Source organism: Kribbella sp. NPDC050124, assembly GCF_044460355.1.
In the GTDB taxonomy this organism is placed as follows: domain Bacteria; phylum Actinomycetota; class Actinomycetes; order Propionibacteriales; family Kribbellaceae; genus Kribbella.
The window spans coordinates 176,596-198,576 of record NZ_JBITJU010000005.1; the positions used below are offsets into that span (position 1 = coordinate 176,596).

Annotated in this window: 24 protein-coding genes; 15 read left to right on the forward strand and 9 right to left on the reverse strand. The window is 69.6% G+C overall.

The features are described 5' to 3' along the window. Positions 1 to 36: 36 nt before the first annotated feature. Positions 37 to 432 carry a hypothetical protein gene (locus tag ACIBL3_RS15470; RefSeq protein ID WP_396353951.1) on the reverse strand — a complete coding sequence of 132 codons (396 nt, stop codon included), beginning with the start codon at positions 430 to 432 and terminating at the stop codon, positions 37 to 39. Between the two features lie 78 nt (positions 433 to 510). After that, complete coding sequence (locus ACIBL3_RS15475) at positions 511 to 1,353, reverse strand: inositol monophosphatase family protein (protein WP_396353952.1); 843 nt, start codon at positions 1,351 to 1,353, stop codon at positions 511 to 513. Positions 1,354 to 1,453: 100 nt separating this feature from the next. On the opposite strand from ACIBL3_RS15475, the gene ACIBL3_RS15480 reads away from it, so the two are divergent. From ACIBL3_RS15480 to ACIBL3_RS15490, 3 genes are all read left to right on the forward strand, one after another. Beyond that, the gene (locus ACIBL3_RS15480) at positions 1,454 to 2,305 is read left to right on the forward strand and encodes a YhjD/YihY/BrkB family envelope integrity protein (RefSeq protein ID WP_396353953.1); all 852 of its coding nucleotides are present in this window, start codon (positions 1,454 to 1,456) and stop codon (positions 2,303 to 2,305) included. Positions 2,306 to 2,423: 118 nt separating this feature from the next. Further along, positions 2,424 to 2,846, forward strand: coding sequence for an SHOCT domain-containing protein (locus ACIBL3_RS15485; RefSeq protein WP_396353954.1), 423 nt, complete (start codon positions 2,424 to 2,426; stop codon positions 2,844 to 2,846). Further along, positions 2,827 to 3,243, forward strand: coding sequence for a hypothetical protein (locus tag ACIBL3_RS15490; RefSeq protein ID WP_396353955.1), 417 nt, complete (start codon positions 2,827 to 2,829; stop codon positions 3,241 to 3,243). Before ACIBL3_RS15485 ends, ACIBL3_RS15490 begins: the two co-directional genes overlap by 20 nt. A gap of 14 nt (positions 3,244 to 3,257) precedes the next feature. Here ACIBL3_RS15490 and ACIBL3_RS15495 read toward each other — a convergent pair whose 3' ends face one another. Beyond that, the gene (locus ACIBL3_RS15495; protein ID WP_396353956.1) at positions 3,258 to 3,668 is read right to left on the reverse strand and encodes a hypothetical protein; all 411 of its coding nucleotides are present in this window, start codon (positions 3,666 to 3,668) and stop codon (positions 3,258 to 3,260) included. 96 nt (positions 3,669 to 3,764) lie between these two features. Between ACIBL3_RS15495 and ACIBL3_RS15500 the strand changes: the two genes are divergently transcribed. Both ACIBL3_RS15500 and ACIBL3_RS15505 read left to right on the forward strand, forming a co-directional pair. After that, positions 3,765 to 4,769, forward strand: coding sequence for a DUF2278 family protein (locus ACIBL3_RS15500; RefSeq protein WP_396353957.1), 1,005 nt, complete (start codon positions 3,765 to 3,767; stop codon positions 4,767 to 4,769). A gap of 76 nt (positions 4,770 to 4,845) precedes the next feature. Further along, on the forward strand, positions 4,846 to 5,304 hold the full coding sequence (locus ACIBL3_RS15505; protein WP_396353958.1) for a DUF4386 domain-containing protein: 459 nt from the start codon (positions 4,846 to 4,848) through the stop codon (positions 5,302 to 5,304). Here ACIBL3_RS15505 and ACIBL3_RS15510 read toward each other — a convergent pair. The 3 genes from ACIBL3_RS15510 to ACIBL3_RS15520 form a co-directional block, all read right to left on the reverse strand. Further along, positions 5,239 to 6,330, reverse strand: coding sequence for a Gfo/Idh/MocA family protein (locus tag ACIBL3_RS15510; protein ID WP_396353959.1), 1,092 nt, complete (start codon positions 6,328 to 6,330; stop codon positions 5,239 to 5,241). The two genes, ACIBL3_RS15505 and ACIBL3_RS15510, sit on opposite strands and share 66 nt — an antisense overlap. Beyond that, positions 6,327 to 7,232 carry a sugar phosphate isomerase/epimerase family protein gene (locus ACIBL3_RS15515; RefSeq protein WP_396353961.1) on the reverse strand — a complete coding sequence of 302 codons (906 nt, stop codon included), beginning with the start codon at positions 7,230 to 7,232 and terminating at the stop codon, positions 6,327 to 6,329. Before ACIBL3_RS15515 ends, ACIBL3_RS15510 begins: the two co-directional genes overlap by 4 nt. Positions 7,233 to 7,293: 61 nt before the next feature. After that, positions 7,294 to 8,178: an NADP-dependent oxidoreductase gene (locus ACIBL3_RS15520; protein WP_396353962.1), complete on the reverse strand. Its 885-nt coding sequence runs from the start codon at positions 8,176 to 8,178 to the stop codon at positions 7,294 to 7,296. 208 nt (positions 8,179 to 8,386) lie between these two features. Between ACIBL3_RS15520 and ACIBL3_RS15525 the strand changes: the two genes are divergently transcribed. Genes ACIBL3_RS15525 through dmpG form a run of 7 tightly spaced genes read left to right on the forward strand, consistent with a single transcriptional unit; the run spans position 8,387 to position 16,543 of the window. After that, a complete protein-coding gene (locus ACIBL3_RS15525) occupies positions 8,387 to 9,946 on the forward strand; it encodes an ABC transporter substrate-binding protein (protein WP_396353963.1) in 1,560 nt (519 codons plus the stop codon). 13 nt (positions 9,947 to 9,959) lie between these two features. After that, on the forward strand, positions 9,960 to 10,907 hold the full coding sequence (locus tag ACIBL3_RS15530; RefSeq protein WP_396353965.1) for an ABC transporter permease: 948 nt from the start codon (positions 9,960 to 9,962) through the stop codon (positions 10,905 to 10,907). Positions 10,908 to 10,909: 2 nt separating this feature from the next. Continuing rightward, positions 10,910 to 11,776: an ABC transporter permease gene (locus ACIBL3_RS15535; protein WP_396353966.1), complete on the forward strand. Its 867-nt coding sequence runs from the start codon at positions 10,910 to 10,912 to the stop codon at positions 11,774 to 11,776. Continuing rightward, positions 11,773 to 13,845, forward strand: a complete 2,073-nt coding sequence (locus ACIBL3_RS15540) for a dipeptide ABC transporter ATP-binding protein (RefSeq protein WP_396353967.1) — start codon at positions 11,773 to 11,775, stop codon at positions 13,843 to 13,845. Before ACIBL3_RS15535 ends, ACIBL3_RS15540 begins: the two co-directional genes overlap by 4 nt. Next, a complete protein-coding gene (locus ACIBL3_RS15545; protein WP_396353968.1) occupies positions 13,842 to 14,603 on the forward strand; it encodes a 2-keto-4-pentenoate hydratase in 762 nt (253 codons plus the stop codon). Before ACIBL3_RS15540 ends, ACIBL3_RS15545 begins: the two co-directional genes overlap by 4 nt. Before the next feature lie 9 nt (positions 14,604 to 14,612). Next, positions 14,613 to 15,539 carry an acetaldehyde dehydrogenase (acetylating) gene (locus tag ACIBL3_RS15550; protein WP_396353969.1) on the forward strand — a complete coding sequence of 309 codons (927 nt, stop codon included), beginning with the start codon at positions 14,613 to 14,615 and terminating at the stop codon, positions 15,537 to 15,539. After that, positions 15,536 to 16,543 (forward strand): 4-hydroxy-2-oxovalerate aldolase, encoded by a 1,008-nt coding sequence (gene dmpG, locus ACIBL3_RS15555; RefSeq protein WP_396353970.1) that lies wholly within the window; start codon positions 15,536 to 15,538, stop codon positions 16,541 to 16,543. The genes ACIBL3_RS15550 and dmpG overlap by 4 nt, the downstream gene beginning before the upstream one ends. Before the next feature lie 5 nt (positions 16,544 to 16,548). Here the strand turns inward: dmpG and ACIBL3_RS15560 are convergent, their stop codons facing one another. Genes ACIBL3_RS15560 through ACIBL3_RS15570 form a run of 3 tightly spaced genes read right to left on the reverse strand, consistent with a single transcriptional unit; the run spans position 16,549 to position 18,653 of the window. Next, entirely contained in the window at positions 16,549 to 17,316 is a 768-nt protein-coding gene (locus ACIBL3_RS15560; protein ID WP_396353971.1) for an alpha/beta fold hydrolase, read from the reverse strand. Further along, positions 17,313 to 17,645, reverse strand: a complete 333-nt coding sequence (locus ACIBL3_RS15565; protein ID WP_396353972.1) for an indolepyruvate ferredoxin oxidoreductase subunit alpha — start codon at positions 17,643 to 17,645, stop codon at positions 17,313 to 17,315. The genes ACIBL3_RS15560 and ACIBL3_RS15565 overlap by 4 nt, the downstream gene beginning before the upstream one ends. 21 nt (positions 17,646 to 17,666) lie before the next feature. Next, complete coding sequence (locus tag ACIBL3_RS15570) at positions 17,667 to 18,653, reverse strand: NAD(P)/FAD-dependent oxidoreductase (protein ID WP_396353973.1); 987 nt, start codon at positions 18,651 to 18,653, stop codon at positions 17,667 to 17,669. A 205-nt stretch (positions 18,654 to 18,858) separates the two neighbouring features. Here ACIBL3_RS15570 and ACIBL3_RS15575 point away from each other — a divergent pair, with 205 nt between their 5' ends. From ACIBL3_RS15575 to ACIBL3_RS15585, 3 genes are read left to right on the forward strand one after another with little or no spacing between them, the layout of a single operon-like run. After that, positions 18,859 to 20,061: a Rieske 2Fe-2S domain-containing protein gene (locus ACIBL3_RS15575; RefSeq protein WP_396353974.1), complete on the forward strand. Its 1,203-nt coding sequence runs from the start codon at positions 18,859 to 18,861 to the stop codon at positions 20,059 to 20,061. Then, complete coding sequence (locus tag ACIBL3_RS15580; protein ID WP_396353976.1) at positions 20,054 to 20,989, forward strand: hypothetical protein; 936 nt, start codon at positions 20,054 to 20,056, stop codon at positions 20,987 to 20,989. Before ACIBL3_RS15575 ends, ACIBL3_RS15580 begins: the two co-directional genes overlap by 8 nt. After that, positions 20,986 to 21,861, forward strand: a complete 876-nt coding sequence (locus ACIBL3_RS15585; RefSeq protein ID WP_396353977.1) for an alpha/beta fold hydrolase — start codon at positions 20,986 to 20,988, stop codon at positions 21,859 to 21,861. The genes ACIBL3_RS15580 and ACIBL3_RS15585 overlap by 4 nt, the downstream gene beginning before the upstream one ends. The last annotated feature ends 120 nt before the right edge of the window (positions 21,862 to 21,981 follow it).

The window sequence follows — 21,981 nt, forward strand, 5'->3', positions numbered from 1 at the left end:
CCTCAGCCGGCCGGCAGGGATCTGGGGTGGTGACTGCTACGGCTGGGGGAGTTTGGTGTTCCAGTGGTGGAGTTGGTCGGTCAGCCAGGGGATGAGGGGGTCGCCGACGGCGGTGTCGATGCCCAGGTAGCGGATGCCGACGGCGGCGAGGGCGAGCAGCCCCAGGAAGAGGCCGAGGACATTGAGAGCGGAGCCGGCGACGTCCGGGCGGTGGGTGCTGACCAGGCCGACCAGGCCGGTGAGTACGGCGAGGGCGCCGAAGACCAGCGAGACGCCGAACATGATCGAGAAGGTTGCCGTGAGCACCGCTCCGAGGCCGCAGACCAGCGCGGTCTCCGCCGCGACGGACATTCGCGCCCGTGGCGCCGGCGACGTGTCGATCAGTTCCTGCAGCCCCACATCGCCTCGAGGGCTGTGCCCGTACGTGGCCATACCCCAAGGCTAATCCGCAAACGCTCCGCAGACAGTCAACCAATGATCACGAAACAGCGTTTCCTTCCTGGACTGACGTCACCGAAGGTGTGGTGCGATCAGATCGAGGAGCCGGCGGTGGGTGGCAGGGTCGGCGGCGGCGATCAGGCCGGGGCCGGTGTGCAGGGGGTCGCCGCGGAAGTCGGTGACCGTGCAGCCGGCTGCTTGGCACAGGGCTGTGCCGGCGGTGAAGTGCACGCTGTCGATGAGGGTGCCGTCGGTGATGTAGGCGGCCCGGCGGCCGACGGCGACCCAGGCGAGGGTGAGCGTGGTCGAGGAGACCCGCCCGGCGAACGCCGCCCGGAACTCCTCGTCAGCCAGCAGTTGGGCACCGAGAAAGTCGGCGTCGGGCGGAGCGTCGATGTCGACGTCGACCAGGAGTGAGGTAGCGGAAGGCTCGGCCGGGACGTCGGTGACCGGCGGTGCGGCGGGGGAGTGGGCTGGGGAGTCGGCGTCGGTGGTGGCGTCGGCGGTGGCGTGGGCGGTGGCGTGGCGAACGTGGGTTGTGGTGCCGTCGGTCCAGAAGAGTTCGTGGGTCAGGGGGTCGGCCACGGCGGCGACGCCGGTGGCGGGGAGAGCCACATTGACCGAGAAGAGTGGGGTTCGGGCGGCGAAGTTGAGGGTGCCGCACAGCGGGTCCACCAGCCAGGTGCGGGCTGCTCGGCCGGTCGCGCCGTACTCCTCGCCGATCACCGCGTCGTCCGGGCGGGCCGCGCGGATGACCTCGAGGATCGCCCGCTCCGCGTGCAGGTCGGCCTCGGTGGCGAAGTCGGTCGGCGACTTGTCGTAGCGCTCGACGGTGGCGCCGTACATCCGCCGTACGACGGCGGCCCCCGCCGCGGCTGCCTCGATCGCCACCTCGGCATCAGTCAGCTGTTCCATGGCGGCATCCAACCCCAAGTCCGCCGGCGAGCCGGCAGCCGGGTGCGCTCACCCGTCGTGGATGAGTACGGAATCCGCAGGTCTGCCTAGCATCGAAATGATGAAGCAGCGGTGGGCGGAGCACCCGTGGGTGCAACGAGGCTGGACCTGGGTGCAGGGCAGCATCGTCTGGCGCATCGCGATGGCGGCGATGCACATCCGGTTCTACGACCGGGCGCTCACGATCGCGGGGCAGGCCTTCATCGCGCTGGTCCCGCTGCTGATCGTCGTCGCGACCCTGCTCAGCTCCTCCGACGCCGAAGCCATCGGCGACTGGATGATCGAGCGGTTCAACCTGTCCGGTACGACGGCCGACGCGGTGCGCTCGTTGTTCGCGCGACCGCCGTCCAGCTCGGGCGGTCTGACCGTCCTCAGCGTGCTCACCGTGCTGGTTTCCGCGAGCAGTTTCGCCCGGTCGATCCAGCGGACCTACGAGCTGGCCTGGGACCTGCCTGCGCGCGGACTCCGCCGTACCGTCGACGGCATCCAGGGCGCCGTGATGCTGCTCGCCTCCCTGGTCGCGCTGGCCGCGATCGCGAGCCTGGCCGACGACCTGCCCGGCGGCGTGCTCGTCACGCTGGTCGCACAGACGTGCGCGGCGGTCCCGGGCTGGTGGCTCGGGACGTGGTTGCTGCTCAGCCGTCGCGTCGCCTGGCGGCTGCTGTTGCCCGGAGCCGTGGTGAGCGCGGTGGCCCAGACGGTCGTCAGTACGGCGGGAGCGTCGTACGTCCCGTACCTGATCGAGCGGAACACCGAGCGGTACGGCGTCATCGGCGCGGCGATCGCGATCATCTCCTGGCTCGTCATCCTGGCCCTGGTGATCGTCGCGTCCGCGGTCGTCGGCGCCCAGCTGGGTGCTGCGCTGGCCGAGCATGACAACCGGAGCGAGCCTCCGGCGACTGCCACGCCGTAGGGGGGTGCCCGAGAACCGGCCGCAGGTCATCCGCAGGAGATGAGGCGGCGCGCCCGGGCGGCGGTCGAAACTGCCCACAAAAGGGTGCGCGCAGCGTGCCCGGAGAAGGGATACGACCATGTCGTTCTGGGATGTTGTGTGGTTCATCGTCATCAGCTTCGCCTTCGTGGCGTACCTGATGATGCTGTTCTGGATCTTCGCCGACCTGTTCCGCGACCACGCCACGTCCGGGTGGGTGAAGGCGATCTGGATCGTCGCGTTGATCATCGCGCCGCTGCTCACCGCGCTGATCTACCTGATCGCGCGCGGGCGCGGGATGGCGGAGCGGACGGCGCGCGACGCCGCGGAGAATCAGCAGCGGCAGGCGGAGTACATCCGGCAGGTCGCAGGCCAGAGCTCGGGGCCCTCGCCGACCGATCAGATCAGCCAGGCCAAGTCGCTCCTCGACTCCGGTGCGATCACGCAGGCCGAGTACGACACGCTGAAGGCGAAGGCTCTCGGCGACACGACGACGAGTGGCAATGGCCAGCGAGTCGGCTGAGCCGGGCACCGGCGCGAGCGCCGCGCCGGGTGCTTCCGCGAGCGCAGCACCGGGTGCTGCCGCGACCGCACTGGCCGGGAACATTGCCACCGCGCTGACGCGGCGGACCCGGTCAGTGGTGCGGCTCCTCTTCAGCCCGCTGCTCGACGTGCTGCTGCCGATGGCGGTGGCCGAAGGCGTACGGCGTACCGACCTGGCCGCCGCGATCGCCAAGGACGTCGAGGCCGCCCTGGCCAACGTGGACCTGACCGCGCTCGTACTCGAGCGGGTGGACCTCGACGCCGTGGTGAAGACCGCCCTGGCCTCGATCGACCCCAAGGTGCTCGCCGAGCAGATCGCCGACGCCCAGAAGGCCGAAGAGCGGGAGGCCGAACGACCGCCTGAACAGACCCCCTGAGCCTGCCAGACCCGTCAGGTACGGATCGCGCCCGGTCGGGTCAGCGACCAGATCACCCACACGTTGAGGCCGACCAGCAGCAGCGACCAGAACGGGTAGTACGGGATGAAGAAGAAGTTGTCGACCGCGCTCAGCACGGACAGGAACAGCGCGGTGATCCCGGCCCACGTCGACCGCCGCAGCAGCGCGATCCCGACCACGATCAGCAGCACACCGAGGATCAGGTGGATCCAGCCCCAGACCGTGGTGTCGAGGTCGAAGGTGTACGAGCGGACCACCACGAAGAACTCGTCGTCGATGATCGCCACCAGACCGGTGACCGACTGGAACAGCCCGGTCAGCAACAGCATCGTCGCGGCGAACGTGATTCCACCGACCGCCCAACCGGACACGTGCTCCGATGGGCTCTGCGCATTCTCGACCATGTCCCCTCCCGTCTCCTGCGGTGAATCGACGCTAGAGGGGCCCGAACACCGCCTGCCTCATCCCGGACGGGTGAGGCAGGCGATGGGGGGCAGCTCATGCCGTTGAAGTCGTACGGCGTACTCGTCGGCCGGGCCGTGGACGCGCGCCGGGAGGGCGGCACGGACACGCCGCACTACCAGGTGCGGCTGCGGGACGCGAACGACGTCGACTACCGGATCGCGGTGAACGTACGGTCGAAGGAGTTCCCGTCGGAGCTGTTGTTCCGGGTCGACGAGGACTTCCGGCATCCGGTCACCACGCAGCTGAGTGGGCTCGCCTCGGGGTGGCACCGGCTCGACACCGGGCCGCTTGGCGTGAACCTCGACTATGTCCGGCAGACGCTGTTCGACCGCGCCCTGCTGCGACCGCTGCCGCATGAGCTCGAAGGGCCGGGCAACGACCTGTCCGACCTGCTCGACGACCAGGTACGGCGTGCGATCCGCGAGCCGGCCGCGATCGTCTACGCCTTCGGGGAGCGGTGGGGGCCGGAGAGCGCCGTACCGGACAAGATCTTCGGCTTCCAGCCGGGGAACGGGGTACACGACATCCACATGAACCAGGGCAACGTCGGCGCCTTCCGCAAGGACGACGGAGTCTGGCAGGACGGCGCGCTGCTCATCACGCTGCCGGACCAGCAACGCTGGGTGGGCATCTTCCTGGCGTTCCAGAGCCAGTCGTGGCACACCGACGACGTGACCGGCCACGCGCTCGTCGACGCCCCGATCGAGGAGTTCGGCGCCGAGCCGGTGCGCATCGTGGCGGCCCTGGTCAACCCAGTCGGCCCCGCCCCCGAAGCCGAGACCGTCACCCTGCTGAACGCGTCACCCGACCCCATCGACCTCACCGGCTGGCACCTCGTCGACCGCGCCCTGCACGTCGGCCCGGTTCCCGGCGGCCTGCTCGCCGCCGGCGCGACCCTCGCCGTACCGCTGCCGCCGAACGTCCAACTGGGCAACAAGGGCGGCGAGCTCACCCTCCTCGACCCCAAGGGCCTCAAGATCCACGGCGTCTCCTACACCGCTGCCCAAGCCGCCCGCTCCGGCTGGACCGTCGTCTTCTGAACCGCGCCTCTCGCGCTTTCGTACTTAGTACGCTACCGTGGCCGTACTAAGTACGAATCCAGCAGAGGGGTACGCCGTGCGCGCTTGGAGCATCACCGGGGGAGCAGGCCTGCTGCGCGTCTTCGAGCCGGTCGACCGCACGCTGTCGCTGCTGGCAGCAGCCTTCAGGCTGGTCTACGCGGCAGTGTTCATGGTCGCCATCGGCCGGCTGCTCGGACCTTCGGCCGACCGCGAAGCGTTCTCGGAGCTCTGGCTGGTCGGGCTGGGCTTGTTCGGCGTCCACCTCGTCCTGCTCGGCTACCTCACCGTCCGGACCACCAGTTGGCTGGCCGTCCTGCTCACCATCGCCGGCCTCGGCTACCTTGCCGATGCTTTCGGCGCCATCTTCGGCCAGGACCTCGCCGTCGCCACCTACACGTTCGTCGGCGAGGTCGTCCTGGCCTTCTGGCTGCTGCTCAAACGGCCGGCGTCAAGCGAGCGGGCTCGGGCGGTCGCAGGTGCTGGTGAGACGGACGGCCGCGCCGTCGTCGGATGAGGTCTGTACGGCGCTGAGGGATTCGAGGACGTGGAAGGCGAAGGCGGCGTTGGCACGGTGCGGGCCGCCCTCGATGGCTCCGGCGAGGTCGTGGACGCCGAGGCCGCGGCGGGCCTGTTCGCGGGTGCCGACGGCGCCGAAGAGCGCGGTGACGGGTGGCAGCACGATCCACTCGTCGTCGGTGTGCCGTTTGACCCGGACGTCGCCGTCGAAGTGGTTCGGGTTCGCCAGTGACAGCGTGCCCTTGGTGCCGTAGACCTCGAGGTGCGGCAGGTCGCTGTCCCACACGTCGAAGCTCAGCTGGGCGGTCGCGATCGCGCCGGACGCGAAGGTGAAGATCGCGGCCGCATGCGTCGGCACGTCGACGTCGATCGTGTCGACCGCGCGGCCGGGCGCCGTGACGGTCCGCACCGCCGCGCCGATCCGGTTCGACGCAGTCACGGTGGCGATCGGGCCGAGCAGGTTGACCAGGATCGCCAGCGAGTACGGACCCATGTCCAGCACCGGGCCGCCGCCGGCCTGGAACAGGAACCGCGGGTCCGGGTGCCACTTCTCGGCCTTGCTGTGCCCGATGAAGAACGACGCGCCGATCGGCTCCCCGATCAGCCCGTCGTCGAGCGCCTTCCGCGCGGTCTGGCTCGCACTCCCGAGGAAGGTGTCCGGCGCGGACCCGAGAATCTTCCCGGTCTCCGTGGCCACCGCCAGTACGGCGCGCGCGTCGTCGACTGTGGTCGCCAGCGGCTTCTCGACGTACACGTGCTTGCCGGCCCGCAGCGCGGCGGTGATCGTGGCGGCGTGGTGCACCGGGGGGGTCAGGTTGACCACGATGTCGACCGCGTCGTCGGCGTACAGGTCCTGGTCGTCACCCCAGGCGGGGATGCCGAACTCGTTCGCGGCCTCCTTCGCCCGGGTGGTGTCGACGTCGCCGACCCGGGCGATCGTGAGCTCCGGGTAGCGGGCCAGCCCGGTGACGTAGCGGCCGAAGATGTTGCCGCTGCCAAGGATTCCGAGACGGTGCGCGCTCACTGGCGACCGCCTCCGAACGTGGCCCGCATCCAGGTCGCCGACGCGACCGCGCTCTCGTACGGGTCCGCGATGTCCGGCTTGTCCACCTCGACCATCAGCCAGCCGCCGAAGTCGTTGCCCAGGGCACCGAGGATCTCGACCAGCGGCAGCTCGCCGCGGCCTGGCTCGACCCACAGGCCCGACCGGACGATCTTCTTGTAGTCCCAGTCCCCGGCACGACCCTGCTCCCCGACGCTGAGGCGGCAGTCCTTCACGTGCACGAACGGCACCCGCCCGGCGTAGTCGCTGATCAAGGCGCGCACGTCGACGCCGGCCCAGGCGAGGTGACCCGTGTCGGGCAGGAAGCCGAGCTGATCGGCCGGCAGTGCCTCGAGCACTGAGCGGCCCTCGCTGTCGGTCTCGACCCAGGTGCCGACGTGCGGGTGCAGCGCCGGTCGCACACCCTCGGCCAGCATCGCGGCGGCGATGCGTCCGATCAGCTCGGTGATCGCCTCCAGCCGCGCCGGTTCCGGGTCGGTGCCCTGTGCCGGGCGCGCGAGCCGCGCCTCCGCGTTCCCCATGCCCAGGCCCAGGCCGACCACGTCGAGTCCGAGCTCGGCGTGCTGGCGCCCGATCCGGGCGGCGTCCTCGACCACGTCGTCCTGCTTGCCGTCCCGGCCGTCCGATCGGCAGACGAAGTATCCGGGGGCGAGCTCCAGGCCGGTGTCGGCGACGAGCTCGGTGTACTGCTTGGCCGTCCACTCGGCCGGTACGGCGGCCATCACGCCGTCGAATCCGGCCTTCTTGACCAGTGACAGCAGCTCCGGCGTCTCGGGCGCCTTGGACGGGTCGAGCCAGCCGTCGTCGGTCGCCATCCACTGGATCGGGTTGAGCGCGAGACGTGAGCCGGGCAGTGCGGTCATGGTCGTCCTTCCGTCGGGGTGAGGCCGTCGCCGCATGCTAAGGACGATCCTGCCGTCAAGATCAGTGTCGTGGTCCGGTAGGCAAACCGATCACGACCTTCCCAGCCACCTGACCGGCTTCCACCACGGCCAGTGCGTCCCCGGCTTCGGCGAACGGGAACACCTGCCGGACACCCGGATCGAGCTTCCCGTTCGCGACCAGCTCGGCCAGTACGGCGAGCACACCCGGATCCCCGCTGCGCTTCAGCGGCTGAGCGCCGTACTGCGCGGCAACCGCCGGATCCGCCACCGTGAGGATCCGCTCGGCGCAGACCGCTCGCAGCGCGTCACCACCGACCAGATCGAGTACGGCGTCCACCCGCGACGGACCCTGGTCATGGTCGTAAGCCACGACTCCGAGTTGTTCGACGTAAACGTGTTTCGACGGACTGGCCGTGCCCGCCACTTCGATCCCACGCATCACGGCCAACTGTGCGGCCACCGTCCCCACTCCACCGCCGACGCCGAGGATCAGCAGGCTCTCGCCCGGTCTGAGGTCCAACGCTTCGAGGGCGTCGTACGCCGTACCCGCAGCGATCGGGAGGACGGCGGCATCGGTGAACGACAAACCTTCCGGCATCCGGGCCGCGCGGTCCGCCGGGAGCAGCGCGAACTCGGCGTAGCCGCCGCAGCCGCCGACTGTCGGTCCGCAGACCCGATCGCCCACCGCGAAACCTGGCGCGGACCGCACCACGGTGCCGGCGACCTCGCGGCCGAGCACGGCGGGCAGCTCGAGTGGAAGGAACGCGCGATGCATGCCCTCGCGCACCTTCCAGTCCACCGGATTGACGCCGGCCGCGTGGACCTCGACGAGCACCTCACCGGGGCCCGGCTCGGGCATCGGGAGGTCCAGAAAGCGCTGCGAGCCGGGCCCGCCGTACGAGGTGAAGACGTATCCGAGAGGCATGGCACCGGACGCTAACCGCCGCCCCGGACGGCCCGGCCGGACGGTGTTCCGGTCAGCGAACCGAGACCGGCACGGGCCCGATCCGACCGCCCTACAGTGTGGCGATCACTGCGAGGACCGGGCCCCGATCCGGTCGCCGCCCCGGCGTTCCGCACTGCGCTTCGCACTCCGTTCACGGCAGGTGTCAGATCTAGCTCGAGGAGTTTCGATGTCTCTCAAGAAGTCAGCGGTGGCCGTTGCCGCCGCCGCGGTGATGCTTGCCGGCACCGCGTGCAGTGCCGCCACCCAGAACGCCGGCCAGCCCGGACAAGCGGCACAGAGCGCCGGACCAGTCCGCAACGGCGGCACGCTGGTGGTCGCCCAGGCGTACGACGCGGACCCGGGCTCGTTCCTGAAGACCGCGATCGGGAACATCGTCACCGAGTACGCCGTCCTCGAGACGCTGACCCTGATCGATCCGCAGACCGCCGAGCCCAAGGGTGTGCTGGCCTCGTCCTGGACGCTGGCCCCGGACGGCAAGAGCATGACGATCAAGCTGCGCGACGACGTCACCTTCCACAGCGGCCGCAAGCTCACCGCGGCGGACGTGGCCTTCACCCTGCAGCAGGCGAAGGACCCGGCGGTCGGCGCGGCGAACCAGAAGATCGCGGCTCAGATCAGCGGCATCGAGGCCACGAGTGACACCGAGCTCGCGCTCACCTTCGCCAAGCCGCTGCCGAACGTCTTCGACCTGTTCGAGACGCTGCCGATCCTGAACAAGGACACGTACGCCGACTACGCCGCCGGCAAGAACGTGGACGGCACCGGCCGGTTCGAGTGGAAGTCGTACACCCCGGGCGGAAAGATCGAGTTGGCCAAGTACGCCAACTACCGGGACGCGGCCACCACGCACCTCGACGCGATCGAGGTCAGCATGATCAAGGACCCGACGGCCCTGGTCTCGGCGATCCGTAGCGGCCGGGCGCAGTACGCGGTCGGCGTGCCGCCGGTGGACGCGCGCAGTCTCGGTGAGCAGCAGGGGTTCGCGCTGGTCAGCTCAGGCGGCGCCGCGTTCCCGTTCGCACTCAACGTGACGAAGCCGCCGTTCGACAAGAAGGAAGTGCGGCAGGCCGTCCAGTACGCGATCGACCGGAACCGCATCGTCCAGCAGGTCGAAGGCGGCAAGGCCCAGGCAGCCAGCCTGCCGTGGCGGCCGTCGACGGTCGGGTACGACGCCGCACAGTCCGGTCACTACACCTACGACCAGGACAAGGCGAAGCAACTCCTGGCCGATGCCGGGGTGAAGGCCGGTACGACGTTCGACGTCGCGATGGGCGATGCGCCGGAGGCCCTGGCCATCTTCCAGATCGTGAAGAACAACCTCGCCGCCGTCGGCCTGAACGCCAACCCGGTGATCATGAACATCCCCGACTACGAGCAGAAGCTGGCCACCCGCAGCTTCCCGACCGCCGCGGTCCTGATGCAGGCCAGCAACGGCCCGTCCCCGGCGTCGGCGATGGTGAGCCGGCCGGAGCTCGTTGCCGACAACAACGTCACGAAGTTCACCAGCCCCGAGTACACCAAGCTGACGCAGGCGGTCTCGAACGCGAGTGTGAAGGCTGACCAGGAGAAGGCGCTGCGCGACTTCAACAGCTACTTCGTCGACCAGGCCTTCGCGGTGCCGATGATCATCCGCCCGACGCTCACGGTCCGGACCAGTTCGCTGAACAACATCGTGCCGACCCAGATGGGCTTCCTGAACCTCGGCCAGTCCTGGCTGAGCGACTGAGAGGCGCGACCTGATGACCAGGTTCCTGTTGCGCAAGACGCCGTCGGTGTTCTTCGTGCTGTTCGCGAGCTCGGTGATCGCGTTCGCGTTGCCGCGACTCGCGCCCGGTGACGTCGCCGTCGTCCTGGCCGGAGAGAATCCGGACGCGGAGACGATCGCGGCGATCCGGGAGCAGCTGGGGTTGAACAAGTCTCCGGTGCTGCAGTACGCCGACTGGGTCGGCGGACTGTTCCGCGGGGACCTGGGGGAGTCTTTCCTGCTGCACCGCAGTGTGGCCAGCCTGATCGGGGACCGGATCGGCAGCACGCTGGAGCTGGCCGTGCTGTCGACACTGTTCGTGATCGTGATCGGCGCCGGGCTCGGGATCGCGGCCGGCTCGGCGCGGATCGGCTGGGCCCGGGCGCTGCTGGACTTCACCGACAGCCTGTTCGTGGCGGTGCCGTCGTTCGTGGTCGGGCTGGGCCTGATCCTCGTGTTCGGCGTGTTCAACCACTGGCTCCCGGTCAGCGGTGAGGTCGGCGTGCTGCAGAATCCCGCGATCGGGATTCAGTACCTGGTGCTGCCGTCGCTGGCGCTCGCACTGGGACCCGGAGCGGTAGTGGCCAGGTTCATCCAGACCGAGATGGCGACGATGCGGAAGGCGGAGTTCGTCGATCTGGCGGTCAGCAAGGGCGCGTCCCGGCGGCGGATCACCTTCCGGCACGTGTTCCGCAACAGCCTCGGAAGCGCGGTCGTCGCCGTCGGTCTGCAAATGGGCCACGTGCTCGCCGGTGCGGTCGTGATCGAGGCGATCTTCGCCCGGAACGGCCTCGGCCAGCTGGCGGTGACGAGTGTGCAGTCGCGCGACTTCACCGTCCTGCAGGTGCTGATCCTGGGTGCGGTCTTCGTGGCCGTCGTGTGCCAGCTGTTCACCGAGATCATCCTGGCCGCCCTTGATCCCCGAATCCGGCTGGGAGAGTAGCCATGACGAGCATCGAAGCGACGAGCGCCGGCAGGGCCACCCGCCGGCTCAACCCGACGGTGGCGCGCTACCTGTCGGCGTTCCGTACGCCGCGAGGCATCATCGGCGTGACCGTCCTGGGCATCCTGGTCCTCGCGGCAGTGCTGGCGCCGGTCCTGTTCCCCGGCGGCTATGACCAGCAGAGCAGTGCGGCGCTGACGGGCCCGTCGGCAGCACATCCGTTCGGGCTGGACGAGTTCGGCCGCGACATCCTCACCCGCAGCATCTACGGGTTGCGGATCGACCTCAGCCTGATCTTCGCCGCCGTGCCGTTGAGCATGGCGCTCGGGATGCTGCTCGGGCTGGCCGGGGCGATCTCGGAGCGGCTCGGTGAGGCGGTGCAGCGGCTGTTCGACGTGGTGGTCGGGTTCCCAGGGCTGCTGCTCGGCATCTGCCTGGTCGCGGTCCTCGGGCCGGGCTGGCCGGCGTTGTTCCTGACCATCCTGATCTCGGGGATGCCGACCGCGGGCCGGCTGGCCCGGGCGACGTGGCTGTCGCAGCAGTCGCGTGAGTACGTGCTGGCGGCGCGGGTTCTCGGCGTACCGCGACGGAAGGTGCTGACCCGGCACATCGTGCCGAACGCGATGGACTCGATCGTGGTCAACGGTTCGGTCTGGATGGTGATCGGCGTCTACATCGAGGCCGGGCTGAGCATCGTCGGGCTCGGCGTGCAGCCGCCGACGCCGTCGCTGGGCGTGCTGCTGAACAACGGACTGCGGTTCGTCACCCAGTCGCCGACGTACCTGATCGGTCCCGGACTGATTCTTCTTCTGCTCGCGCTGGCGTTCAGCTTGATCGCGGACGCCCTGAACGAGGCGGTGAACCGGTGAGCAACCCGATGGCCGTGCAGACGGCCGCGCGGACTCCTGATCCTGGCCAGGCGCTGTTGCGGGTGCGCAACCTGCGCACCGAGTTCCAGGTCGGCCCGACCAGGGTGCGGGCGGTCAACGACGTCAGCTTCGACATCAACCCCGGTGACGTGCTCGGCATCGTCGGCGAGTCCGGCTCCGGCAAGTCGGTCACCGCGCGCTCGATCATGCGGATGGTCCGGGCGCCCGGTGAGATCGTCGGCGGCTCGGTCGAGTTCGGCGGCGAGGACCTGCTGGCCCTGCCGGAGCGCGAGATGCGCCGCCGGCGGGGGAGCGGGGTGGCGATGGTCTTCCAGGACCCGCAGGCCGCGCTCAACCCGGTGATGACGATCGGCGACCAGATCGTCGAGGCGCTCACCCTGCACGGCACCGACAAGCGGAAGGCACGGGGCCGCGCACTCGAGCTGCTGGACCAGGTCGGCATCCCGGACTCCGCGGTGAAGATCGACCAGTACCCGCACCAGTTCTCCGGCGGAATGCGGCAGCGCGTCGTGATCGCGATCGCGCTGGCGAACGACCCGGTGCTGCTGATCGCGGACGAGCCGACCACCGCGCTGGACGTGACGATCCAGGCCCAGATCCTGCGGCTGCTGCTCCGGCTGCGCACCGAGCTCGGCCTGGCGATCGCGATCATCACCCATGACATGGGCGTGGTCGCCGAGCTGTGCTCCCGCGTCGCGGTGATGTACGGCGGCCGGGTCGTCGAACACGGCGCGGTCGAGGAGGTGCTCAGCGCGCCCCGGCATCCGTACACGTCCGCGCTGCTGGCTGCGATGCCCCGGCTGGACGATGAGCGCCTCGGGCAACCATTGCCGGCCATCCCCGGATCACCGCCGGACCCGGCCGCGCTACCGCCGGGTTGTGCGTTCGCCCCGCGGTGCGGGTTTGCCGAAGAGGGTTGCAGTCACGAGGTCCCGGCGCTCCTCGAGATCGGTGGCGACGGTCGGTTGTCCGCGTGTTTCGTGGCCCAGCGCGGGGTCGCCGTGGACGTCACTCCCGCACCCGCGCCGGTCGTTGTCGAGGAGGGTTCCCCGGTTGGCGACGTACCGGTCCTGGAGGTGCGTGAGCTGCGCGTGGACGTCGGGTCGCGGCGCCGCGGTCTGTTCCATCGCGATCCTCCGGTGTACGCCGTCGACTCGGTCGACCTGGCTGTGCATGCCGGCGAGACGCTCGGCCTGGTCGGCGAGAGCGGGTGCGGCAAGTCGACGCTCTCGCGCAGCATCGTCGGCATCACACCGGTGGCCGGCGGCTCGGTCATGGTCGACGGTGACGAGGTCACGTCGATGGGCGACGAGCAGGTTGCCCGGATCCGCTCGTCGGTGCAGTACGTGTTCCAGGACCCGTATGCGTCGCTGAATCCGCGCCGGACCGTTCGTCAGTCGCTCACCGAAGCCCTGTCGCTGCGCGGTCTGCGCGGTGCCGAGCTGGAGGCGGAAGCGCGTGCGCTGATGGATCGGGTCGGTCTGCGGCCCGAGTACCTCGACCGTTACCCGCAGGCGTTCTCCGGCGGGCAACGTCAGCGCGTCGGCATCGCGCGGGCACTGGCCCGGCGGCCGAAGGTGCTCATCCTCGACGAGCCGGTGTCGGCGCTGGACATGTCGATCCAGGCACAGATCATCAACCTGCTCGAAGAGCTCCAGCGCGAGCTCGGCCTCGGCTACCTGTTCATCGCGCACGACCTCTCGGTGGTCCGCCACCTCGGCGATCGGGTCGCGGTGATGTATCTCGGCCGCATCGTCGAGGCCGGTACGGCGGCCGAGGTGTACGGCGACCCGCAACACCCGTACACGGTCGCCCTGCTGTCCTCCTCGCCCACACCGACCGTCGAGGAGCGGACCCGTGAGCAGATCGTCCTGCAAGGCGACCTCCCTAGTCCGGCGAACCCGCCGTCCGGCTGCCGGTTCCGCACCCGCTGCCCGATCGGCCCGCTCACGCATCCCGAACGCACCATCTGTGCCGAGCAGGACCCCGAACTCCTGCCCCGCCGCAGCCACCACGCTGCCTGCCACTTCCCTGGAGAACTCGTATGACGATCCACGCCGCCGCCGACCGCCTCCGGCAGGCGACGCGCACGAAGACCCCGTGCGAACCCGTCCGCGACCTGATCGGCCGCGACGACATCGGTACGGCGTATGCGGTGCAGAAGCTGATCGTGGACGAGCGCATCGCGGGCGGCGGCCGCGTGGTCGGCCGGAAGATCGGGCTCACCTCGCCCGCGGTCCAGCAGCAACTCGGCGTGGACCGGCCGGACTTCGGCGTGCTGTTCGCCGACATGGAGATCGCGAACGGAGGCGTCGTCCCGGCAGGGGTGCTGCTGCAGCCCAAGATCGAGGCCGAGGTCGCCTTCATTCTCGGGCGCGACCTGGACCACGACGGCGATGTCCGGGAAGCGGTGGCGTTCGTGCTGCCTGCCTTGGAGATTGTCGACAGTCGGATTGCCGACTGGGACATCAGCTTCGGCGACACGGTCGCGGACAACGCATCCAGCGGCTTGTTCGTCCTGGGCGACGCGCGCGCGACGCTCGGGGACGTCGAGCCGATCGACGTGCAGATGAGCATGCAGCTGGACGGCGAGACGGTGTCGGAGGGATCGGGGAAGGCCTGTCTCGGCGACCCGCTGCTCGCACTCGCCTGGCTGGCCCGGACCGCCCGGGAATTGGGCGAGCCGTTGCGGGCCGGCCAACTCGTGCTGTCCGGCGCGCTCGGACCGATGGTCGCCGTCTCCTCCGGTGCCCGGGTCGAGGCCGAGCTGTCGGGTCTCGGCAGCGTCGCCGTCACCTTCGGCTGAAAGGAACCCATGGAACGCACCAAGGTCGCCGTCATCGGGTCGGGCAACATCGGCACCGACCTGATGATCAAGATCAAACGGCTCTCCCAGACTCTCGAGCTGGCCGCGATGGTCGGCATCGACCGGGCCTCGGACGGTCTCGCCCGCGCTGCCCGGCTCGGCGTGGCCACCACCCATCAGGGCGTCGACGGGCTGATCGCGCTGGACGGCTTCGACGAGATCGAGATCGTCTTCGACGCGACCTCGGCGAAGGCGCACCAGGCCAACGCCCGCGCGCTCGCGCCGTACGGCAAGCGGCTGGTGGACCTGACCCCGGCCGCGCTTGGGCCGTTCGTCGTACCGGCGGTGAACCTCGAGCAGAACCTTGCCGAGGGCAACGTCAACATGGTGACCTGCGGCGGCCAGGCGACCATCCCGGTGGTCGCGGCGGTGGCCCGGGTGACCGAGGTGGCGTACGGCGAGATCGTCGCGTCGATCGCGTCGAAGTCGGCCGGACCGGGAACGCGGGCGAACATCGACGAGTTCACCGAGACGACCGCCGCCGCGATCGAGGCGGTCGGTGGCGCCCGGCGTGGCAAGGCGGTGATCGTGCTGAACCCGGCCGAGCCGCCGCTGGTCATGCGCGACACCGTGCTCTGCCTGATCAACACCGACGACGAAGCCACCCATGAGCGGATCCGGGCGTCGGTGCGGGGGATGGTCGACGTGGTCGCCGGGTACGTGCCGGGCTACCGGCTGAAGCAGGAGGTCCAGATCACCGCGGTGCCGAAGGACCAGCCGGTGCACACGCTGACGGGTGGCGCACCGGTGACGCATCAGGTGTCGGTGTTCCTCGAGGTCGAGGGTGCCGCCCACTACCTCCCGTCGTACGCCGGGAACCTCGACATCATGACGTCCGCGGCGCTCGCCACGGCGGAAGGGATCGCACGGGCATGACCAAGCTGTTCATCCAGGACGTCACGTTGCGGGACGGCATGCACGCCGTCCGGCACCGGATGGAGCCGGCCGACGTGGCCCGGATCGTGAGTGCGCTGGACGCGGCAGGCGTCGACGGGATCGAGGTCGCCCATGGCGACGGACTGGCCGGCGGCAGCCTCACCTACGGACCGGGGTCACACTCGGACTGGGACTGGATCGAGACCGCCGCGGCCAACATCTCCCGCGCCCGGCTGACGACGCTGCTGCTACCAGGCATCGGCACGATCCACGACCTGGAACGCGCGCACAGCCTGGGAGTCCGATCGGTCCGGGTCGCGACCCACTGCACCGAGGCCGACGTTTCGGCCCAGCACATCGCGACCGCACGCGAGCTGGGCATGGACGTGTCCGGCTTCCTGATGATGAGCCACCTCGCGCCGGCGACCGACCTGGCGAAGCAAGCTGCCTTGATGGAGTCGTACGGCGCGCAGTGTGTCTACGTCACCGACTCCGGCGGCCGGCTGCTGATGGACGGCGTTCGGGAGCGAGTCCGGGCGTATCGGGATGTCCTCGATCCGGGGACCGAGATCGGGATCCACGCGCACGAGAACCTCTCGTTGTCGGTGGCGAACTCGGTGGTTGCGGTCGAGGAGGGTGTGACGCGGGTGGATGCGTCGCTGGCGGGGCAGGGCGCAGGTGCGGGCAACTGCCCGATCGAGCCGTTCGTCGCGGTGGCCACGTTGCAGGGGTGGGAGCACGGCTGCGACCTGTTCGCGTTGCAGGACGCGGCTGACGACATCGTCCGCCCGTTGCAGGACCGGCCGGTGCGGGTGGACCGCGAGACGCTGACGCTGGGGTATGCGGGCGTGTACTCGAGCTTCCTGAGGCATGCCGAGGTGGCGGCGGATCGCCACGACCTGGACGTGCGCACGATCCTGGTCGAGGTCGGCCGGCGCAAGCTGGTCGGCGGCCAGGAGGACATGATCGTCGACATCGCCCTCGACCTGGCCGCTCAGCGCTGACGGAGTCAGTGCTGTTTCAGGAAGTCGCCGACCACGTCGGCGACCTCCTGTGCATGCGCTTCCATCAACGGAATCATGCCGCCGTCGACGAGGACTGTGTCGACGGATCGCGCCGCCGTCAGGCGCTCCTGCAGGACAGGGATGTTGGGCAGCGCGAACGGATCGGCCGTCGCACCGATGAGCAGCACGGGGGCGGTGACCAGGCCGATGCGGTCCTCGATCCGGTAGCGACGGCAGGCCCGGTGTCCTTCCGCCGGATCAACCGCGAGGGCGTCCCGGACGAATCGCTCCAGCAGTTGCGGGCTGTCCGGATAGTACGGCCGCCGCATGCTCCACAGGTCGACCAGATGGGTGCCGGCGGCATCGGTTTCGACGACGTCAACGCTCACCGAATGGGCGTGCTTGGTCCATGGTGGTGAGGACAGCACGAGCGCACGCACACGCTCCGGGTGTGCGGCCGCCATCTCCAGCGCAACCGCGGCACCGGTGTGATGGCCCAGCAGCGCGGCCTCGTCGATCGACAGAGCGTCCAGCAGCGCGAACGCACCCGCTGCGTACTGCTCGATAGTCTGCGGTTTGCCGAGTACGGCGCTCAGCCCGAAACCGAGCATGTCCATCGCGATGGACCGATCGGCCAGCAGCGGTTGGAGCTCGCGGAACTCGTCGTGTGAGCGCGGTGTCTGGTGCAGTAACAGCACAGCGGGACCAGTGCCGGCCTCGGCGTAGTGCAGTTGGCCGACCGGTGTGTCGGCGTACCCACGCCGTACTGTCATCCGGCGACCAGCGGGGTGTCGACGCCGACCTCGCCGAGCTTCTGGGCGCCACCGGGGTCGCCCAGCGGTTCGTCGCGGCCGGGGAGCGGGACTTCGAAGAAGGCGCGGGAGTCGTCCAGGTGGACCTTCAACGCGGGGTCCTTGCGGGCGACCCGGTCGACGACGATCGCCTCGACCGGGCACTCGACCTCGCAGGCGCCGCAGTCGATGCACTCGTTGCCGTTGATGTAGCTCTTCCGTCCGCCGACGTAGATGCAGTCGACCGGGCACACCTCGACACAGGATCGGTCGAGGACGTCGATGCAGTCGGAGCCGATCACGTAGCTCATGGCAGTACCTCTCAGGACCTCTCAGGCGGCGTCGGTGGAATGGCCGGGGAACAGGGTCAGCTCGGGGTCCAGGTCCACGGCGACGTGGTTCATCGCGGTGGCGACCTCGCCGAAGCCGACGGACATCAGCTTGACCTTGCCGTCGTAGTCGGAGAGGTCGCCGGCGGCGTAGACCCGCGGCAGGTTGGTCCGCATCGCCCGGTCGACCGCGACCGACCGGCCGCGGAGCTCGAGACCCCAGTCGCGCAGCGGTCCCAGGTCGCTGATGAACCCGAGGGCGGCGATCACGTGGTCGGCCGGGACGATCGTCTCCTGGCCGACGTTCGACCGGAGCGTGACCTTCGTCAGCCGGCCGGCGTCGCCGGCAAGCGTGACCACCTGGGTGTCGGTGTGCAGCCGGGTGCTGCTCGACCGGACGCGTTCGAGGGTGGCGGCGTGACCGCGGAAGACCTTGCGGCGGTGCACGAGCGTGACGGACCGCGCGATCGGTTCCAGCGCGTCCGCCCAGTCGAGTGCGCTGTCGCCGCCGCCGACGATGACGAGGTCCTGGCCGGCGTGCTGCTGCGGGTCGGTGACGAAGTACGACAGCCCACTCCCGAGCCAGTCCTCGCCGCAGTCGAGCGGCCGCGGCGTCGGCGTACCGATTCCCGAGGTGAGCACGACCGCGCGCGCCCGGACGACTGTGCCGTCGTCGAGCATCACGACGGCCTCGTCGGCGGTGTGCTCGATCGTCAGCGCCTGCCGGCCGAGCAGGTACGCCGGTTCGTACGACGCGGCCTGCTCGACCAGGGCGGCGACGAAGTCCCGGCCCTTGATCGCGGGGATGGCGGCGACGTCGCGGATCTGCTTCTCCGGGTAGAGCGCCATCACCTGCCCGCCGGACTGCGGCAGCACGTCGACGACCGTCGTACCGAGGCCGCGGAAGCCGGCGTAGTAGGCGCCGTACAGGCCGGTCGGTCCCGCGCCGACGATCAGCACGTCGGTCGAGACGGTTCGGGAGGTGGTCACGAGAAGCCTCCTGGGAGATGGGATGCGCCCGAATGTAAGGAGCGGGCGGACGGAACGTCTCCCGATCGGGACCGCTCACCGGACCACGGCGCCGAATTGGCCGGCCGCCGCCGGGGTGTTCCGTCAGACGAACCGAAGTCCTTTGCCGGGCCGCGGACCCGGTGATGTGCTCGCTGCACCGATTGCGACGACCCGTGGAGCTGACGTGACCGACACCGTTGACCGAAGGCAGGTCCGCAAGCACCGGGCCAGCCGGCTGCCAGGTCGTCAGGACTGGTCGAGCTGGCCGCACTACCAGGCCGCGAAGGCCGGGTTCCGCGGCTACTGGTACCCGGTCTGCTTCTCGTCGCAGGTGGGGGAGAAGCCGCGCCAGGTGACGCTGCTCGGCGAGCGGCTGTTCGTGATCCGGGACAACGGCAAGGTCTTCGGCATGAAGGACCGCTGCCCGCACCGCGGCGTGCCGCTGAGCTACGGCAACAAGCAGTTCCCGGGCACGGTGTCGTGCGTCTACCACGGCTGGACCTTCGACCTGGAGACCGGCGACCTGAAGGCCGCGATCACCGACGGGCCGCGGTCGCCGATCTGCGGGAAGGTGACGCAGCCGACGTACGACGTCGAGGAGCGGCTCGGCATGGTCTGGGTGTACGTCGGCGACGGCGAGCGGCCGCACCCGATCGACGAGCAGCTGCCTGAGGAGCTGGTGTCCAACCCGGCGGTGGTCGGCGCGCGGATCCAGCCGCGGGAGGGCAACTGGCGGTTCGCTTGCGAGAACGGGTACGACGAGGGCCACGCGAAGTACCTGCACCGGACCGCGTTGTGGCGGTTGTTCAAGCCGATGCCGGTCTGGAACACGACCAGGATCGTGAAGCGTGGGCGCTGGATCTACCGGGTGCAGCAGGAACAGTTCTGGGACGCGGACTTCCCGGGGCTGGGCAGGTGGTCCGGCACGGCCTGGTACAAGCTGAAGCCGCCGGCGGAGACCAAGAACATCGGCAACACCGCGACCCATCGCGAGGTGAACCCGACCATCGCGGCCCAGGAGTTCCCCGGCTTCGCGTCGGTCAGCATGCCCGGCGTGCTGCGGATCGCCTACCCGACCTTCATCCACTACGAGTTCTACGTACCCGTTGACGAGGACAACCACCTGTACGTCGGCGTGCTGGCGGACTTCAAGCAGGGGCTCAAGACGCTGCCGTTCTACGCCAAGTACCTCGGCGCCGTGCGGTGGCTGTTCCACGGACAGTTCTCCGGCCAGGACAAGTGGATGGTCGAGGTCACCGACGCGCCGCCGGAGAAGCTGTACCGTCCGGACGACTCGCTGCTGCAGTGGCGCAAGCTCGCCGAGGACGTCACCGAGGACCGCCTCGACCGCTTGCGCGCCGAGGGAATCGAGCCGGCCGATGGCTGAACTCGTCCTCGGCGTCGGCGCGTCGCACTCGACCTTGATGAACACCCACTGGGACCAGGTCGTGCACACCGACCGCGCCAAGGCCTTCCGGGAGGCCTTGTCCGAGGCCAGGCAGGCGATCGCCGACGCCCGTCCGGACGTCGTGGTGATCGTCGGCTCGAACCACTTCCGGGGCTTCTGGCTCGACCTCATCCCGTCGTTCACGCTCGGCGTCGGCGAGGTGATCGCAGCCGGCGAGTCCGGTACGCCGAAGGGACCGCAGAAGACCGATCCGGTGTTCGCCCAGTCGCTGGCCACCCATTTGGTCGAGGCGGGGACCGAGGTCGCGATCTCGGCCCGGTTGCAGATCGACCATGGTCAGTCGCACGCGATCCAGTATCTGCTGGACGGCATCGACGTACCGGTGGTCCCGCTGGTCGTGAACGTGTTCGCCCAACCGCTGCCGACGTTGGCTCGTTGCATCGAGCTTGGTGAGCAGCTGGCGGCTGTGCCGGGGGACCAGCGGGTGGTCGTGATCGCGTCGGGTGGGCTGTCGCATCAGCTGCCGTGGCCGAGTGACTGGACCGACCCCGACGGCGAGGACGAAGCGTTCCTGGTCGAGGCCTGGCTGAACGGGCGCGGTGAGTGGGAGCGGTACGACGAACGTCGCCGGGAGATCATCGTGGCGGCTCGTCCGACGATCTTCCCGGAGTTCGACGAGGCATTCCTCGACGACCTGACCAAGGGCGACCTGCAGCGGTACGGCGTGATGACGACGGCCGAACTGGAAGCGGTCGCCGGGAACGGCGGGCAGGAACTGCGGACCTGGCTGGTGATGGCGGCCGCACTCGGCTTCGTCCCCGGCCGGCGGCTCGCCTACGCACCGATGCCCGAATGGCTCACCGGGATGGGCGTTGCCGTCCTCGACCCCTCGGAGGGTCGCCCATGACCACCCGATCGCCGGCCGCCGGCCCTGCTCCGAAGAGCCAGTTCGCCACGGCGGACGAGGTCACCTACCACTTCCACGAGCTGGGCGAGGGCCCGGACACGATCTTCCTGCACGGGGGCGGTCCGGGCTGCACAGGCTGGAGCGACTTCGGACCGGTCGCGCCGTACTTCGCTGCCGATCGGCATTGTTTGATTGTCGACATCCTGCAATACGGCAAGTCGGACAAGTGCCGGATCACCGGGCCGATGTGGGACTTCCACGCCGCCAAGACGGTCGCGCTGATGGACTCGCTCGGCGTCGAGAAGGCCGACTTCATCTGCAACTCCTGGGGCGGAACCATCGCCCTCTGCCTGGCCGCGCGCTATCCCGAGCGGGTCCGCTCCCTGGTCGTCACGGGCAGCATGCCGGTCTTCTACGGACCGCTTGCTCCGCTGCCGGAGCGAGGCCATCGCGGCCGTGCCGCCCGTGACATCTACTACGGCGGCGAAGGACCGACCCGGGACAAGATGCGCGCGCTCATCACCCGCCTGGAGTGGTACGACGCCGACCGGCTGCCCGAGGAGACCGTCGACCTGCGGTACGAGCAGAGCCTCGATCCGGGCGAGCGCGAACTGGCCGCGAGGTCCGACTCGCCGCGCGGCGACTGGCAGGACCTGACCGCGGAGCTCGGCCTGGTCGAGGCGCCCGCGCTCTTCGTCTGGGGCCGCGAGGACGCGTTCCTCACGCCCGACTACCCGATGATGCTGGCGCGGATGGTGCGGCGCGGGAACCTGCACGTGATGGACCACGTGTCGCACCACCTGCAGGAGGAGCGGCCGGCCGCCTACCACGCCGTGGTGGACGGATTCCTGCGCTCCGTCGACCACCCTTGATGAGAGAGAGCGCATGAAGAAGATCCTCGTCGTACTCGCGGTGCCGGCGCTGGTCGTCGTACTGCGCAAAGTGCTTGCCCGGAGCAACACCCAGATCCACCGGATCAACCAGCACCGCTG

What these genes read in the sequence shown, in the direction of transcription:
- ACIBL3_RS15500 (WP_396353957.1), top strand. Translation starts at nt 3,765, where the DNA reads ATGCCGTTGAAGTCGTACGGCGTACTCGTCGGCCGGGCCGTGGACGCG.
- ACIBL3_RS15550 (WP_396353969.1), top strand. Translation starts at nt 14,613, where the DNA reads ATGGAACGCACCAAGGTCGCCGTCATCGGGTCGGGCAACATCGGCACC.
- ACIBL3_RS15480 (WP_396353953.1), top strand. Translation starts at nt 1,454, where the DNA reads ATGAAGCAGCGGTGGGCGGAGCACCCGTGGGTGCAACGAGGCTGGACC.
- ACIBL3_RS15530 (WP_396353965.1), top strand. Translation starts at nt 9,960, where the DNA reads ATGACCAGGTTCCTGTTGCGCAAGACGCCGTCGGTGTTCTTCGTGCTG.
- ACIBL3_RS15490 (WP_396353955.1), top strand. Translation starts at nt 2,827, where the DNA reads ATGGCCAGCGAGTCGGCTGAGCCGGGCACCGGCGCGAGCGCCGCGCCG.
- dmpG (WP_396353970.1), top strand. Translation starts at nt 15,536, where the DNA reads ATGACCAAGCTGTTCATCCAGGACGTCACGTTGCGGGACGGCATGCAC.
- ACIBL3_RS15475 (WP_396353952.1), bottom strand. Translation starts at nt 1,353, where the DNA reads ATGGAACAGCTGACTGATGCCGAGGTGGCGATCGAGGCAGCCGCGGCG.
- ACIBL3_RS15515 (WP_396353961.1), bottom strand. Translation starts at nt 7,232, where the DNA reads ATGACCGCACTGCCCGGCTCACGTCTCGCGCTCAACCCGATCCAGTGG.
- ACIBL3_RS15565 (WP_396353972.1), bottom strand. Translation starts at nt 17,645, where the DNA reads ATGAGCTACGTGATCGGCTCCGACTGCATCGACGTCCTCGACCGATCC.
- ACIBL3_RS15585 (WP_396353977.1), top strand. Translation starts at nt 20,986, where the DNA reads ATGACCACCCGATCGCCGGCCGCCGGCCCTGCTCCGAAGAGCCAGTTC.
- ACIBL3_RS15535 (WP_396353966.1), top strand. Translation starts at nt 10,910, where the DNA reads ATGACGAGCATCGAAGCGACGAGCGCCGGCAGGGCCACCCGCCGGCTC.
- ACIBL3_RS15520 (WP_396353962.1), bottom strand. Translation starts at nt 8,178, where the DNA reads ATGCCTCTCGGATACGTCTTCACCTCGTACGGCGGGCCCGGCTCGCAG.
- ACIBL3_RS15485 (WP_396353954.1), top strand. Translation starts at nt 2,424, where the DNA reads ATGTCGTTCTGGGATGTTGTGTGGTTCATCGTCATCAGCTTCGCCTTC.
- ACIBL3_RS15495 (WP_396353956.1), bottom strand. Translation starts at nt 3,668, where the DNA reads ATGGTCGAGAATGCGCAGAGCCCATCGGAGCACGTGTCCGGTTGGGCG.
- ACIBL3_RS15580 (WP_396353976.1), top strand. Translation starts at nt 20,054, where the DNA reads ATGGCTGAACTCGTCCTCGGCGTCGGCGCGTCGCACTCGACCTTGATG.
- ACIBL3_RS15525 (WP_396353963.1), top strand. Translation starts at nt 8,387, where the DNA reads ATGTCTCTCAAGAAGTCAGCGGTGGCCGTTGCCGCCGCCGCGGTGATG.
- ACIBL3_RS15545 (WP_396353968.1), top strand. Translation starts at nt 13,842, where the DNA reads ATGACGATCCACGCCGCCGCCGACCGCCTCCGGCAGGCGACGCGCACG.
- ACIBL3_RS15470 (WP_396353951.1), bottom strand. Translation starts at nt 432, where the DNA reads ATGGCCACGTACGGGCACAGCCCTCGAGGCGATGTGGGGCTGCAGGAA.
- ACIBL3_RS15560 (WP_396353971.1), bottom strand. Translation starts at nt 17,316, where the DNA reads ATGACAGTACGGCGTGGGTACGCCGACACACCGGTCGGCCAACTGCAC.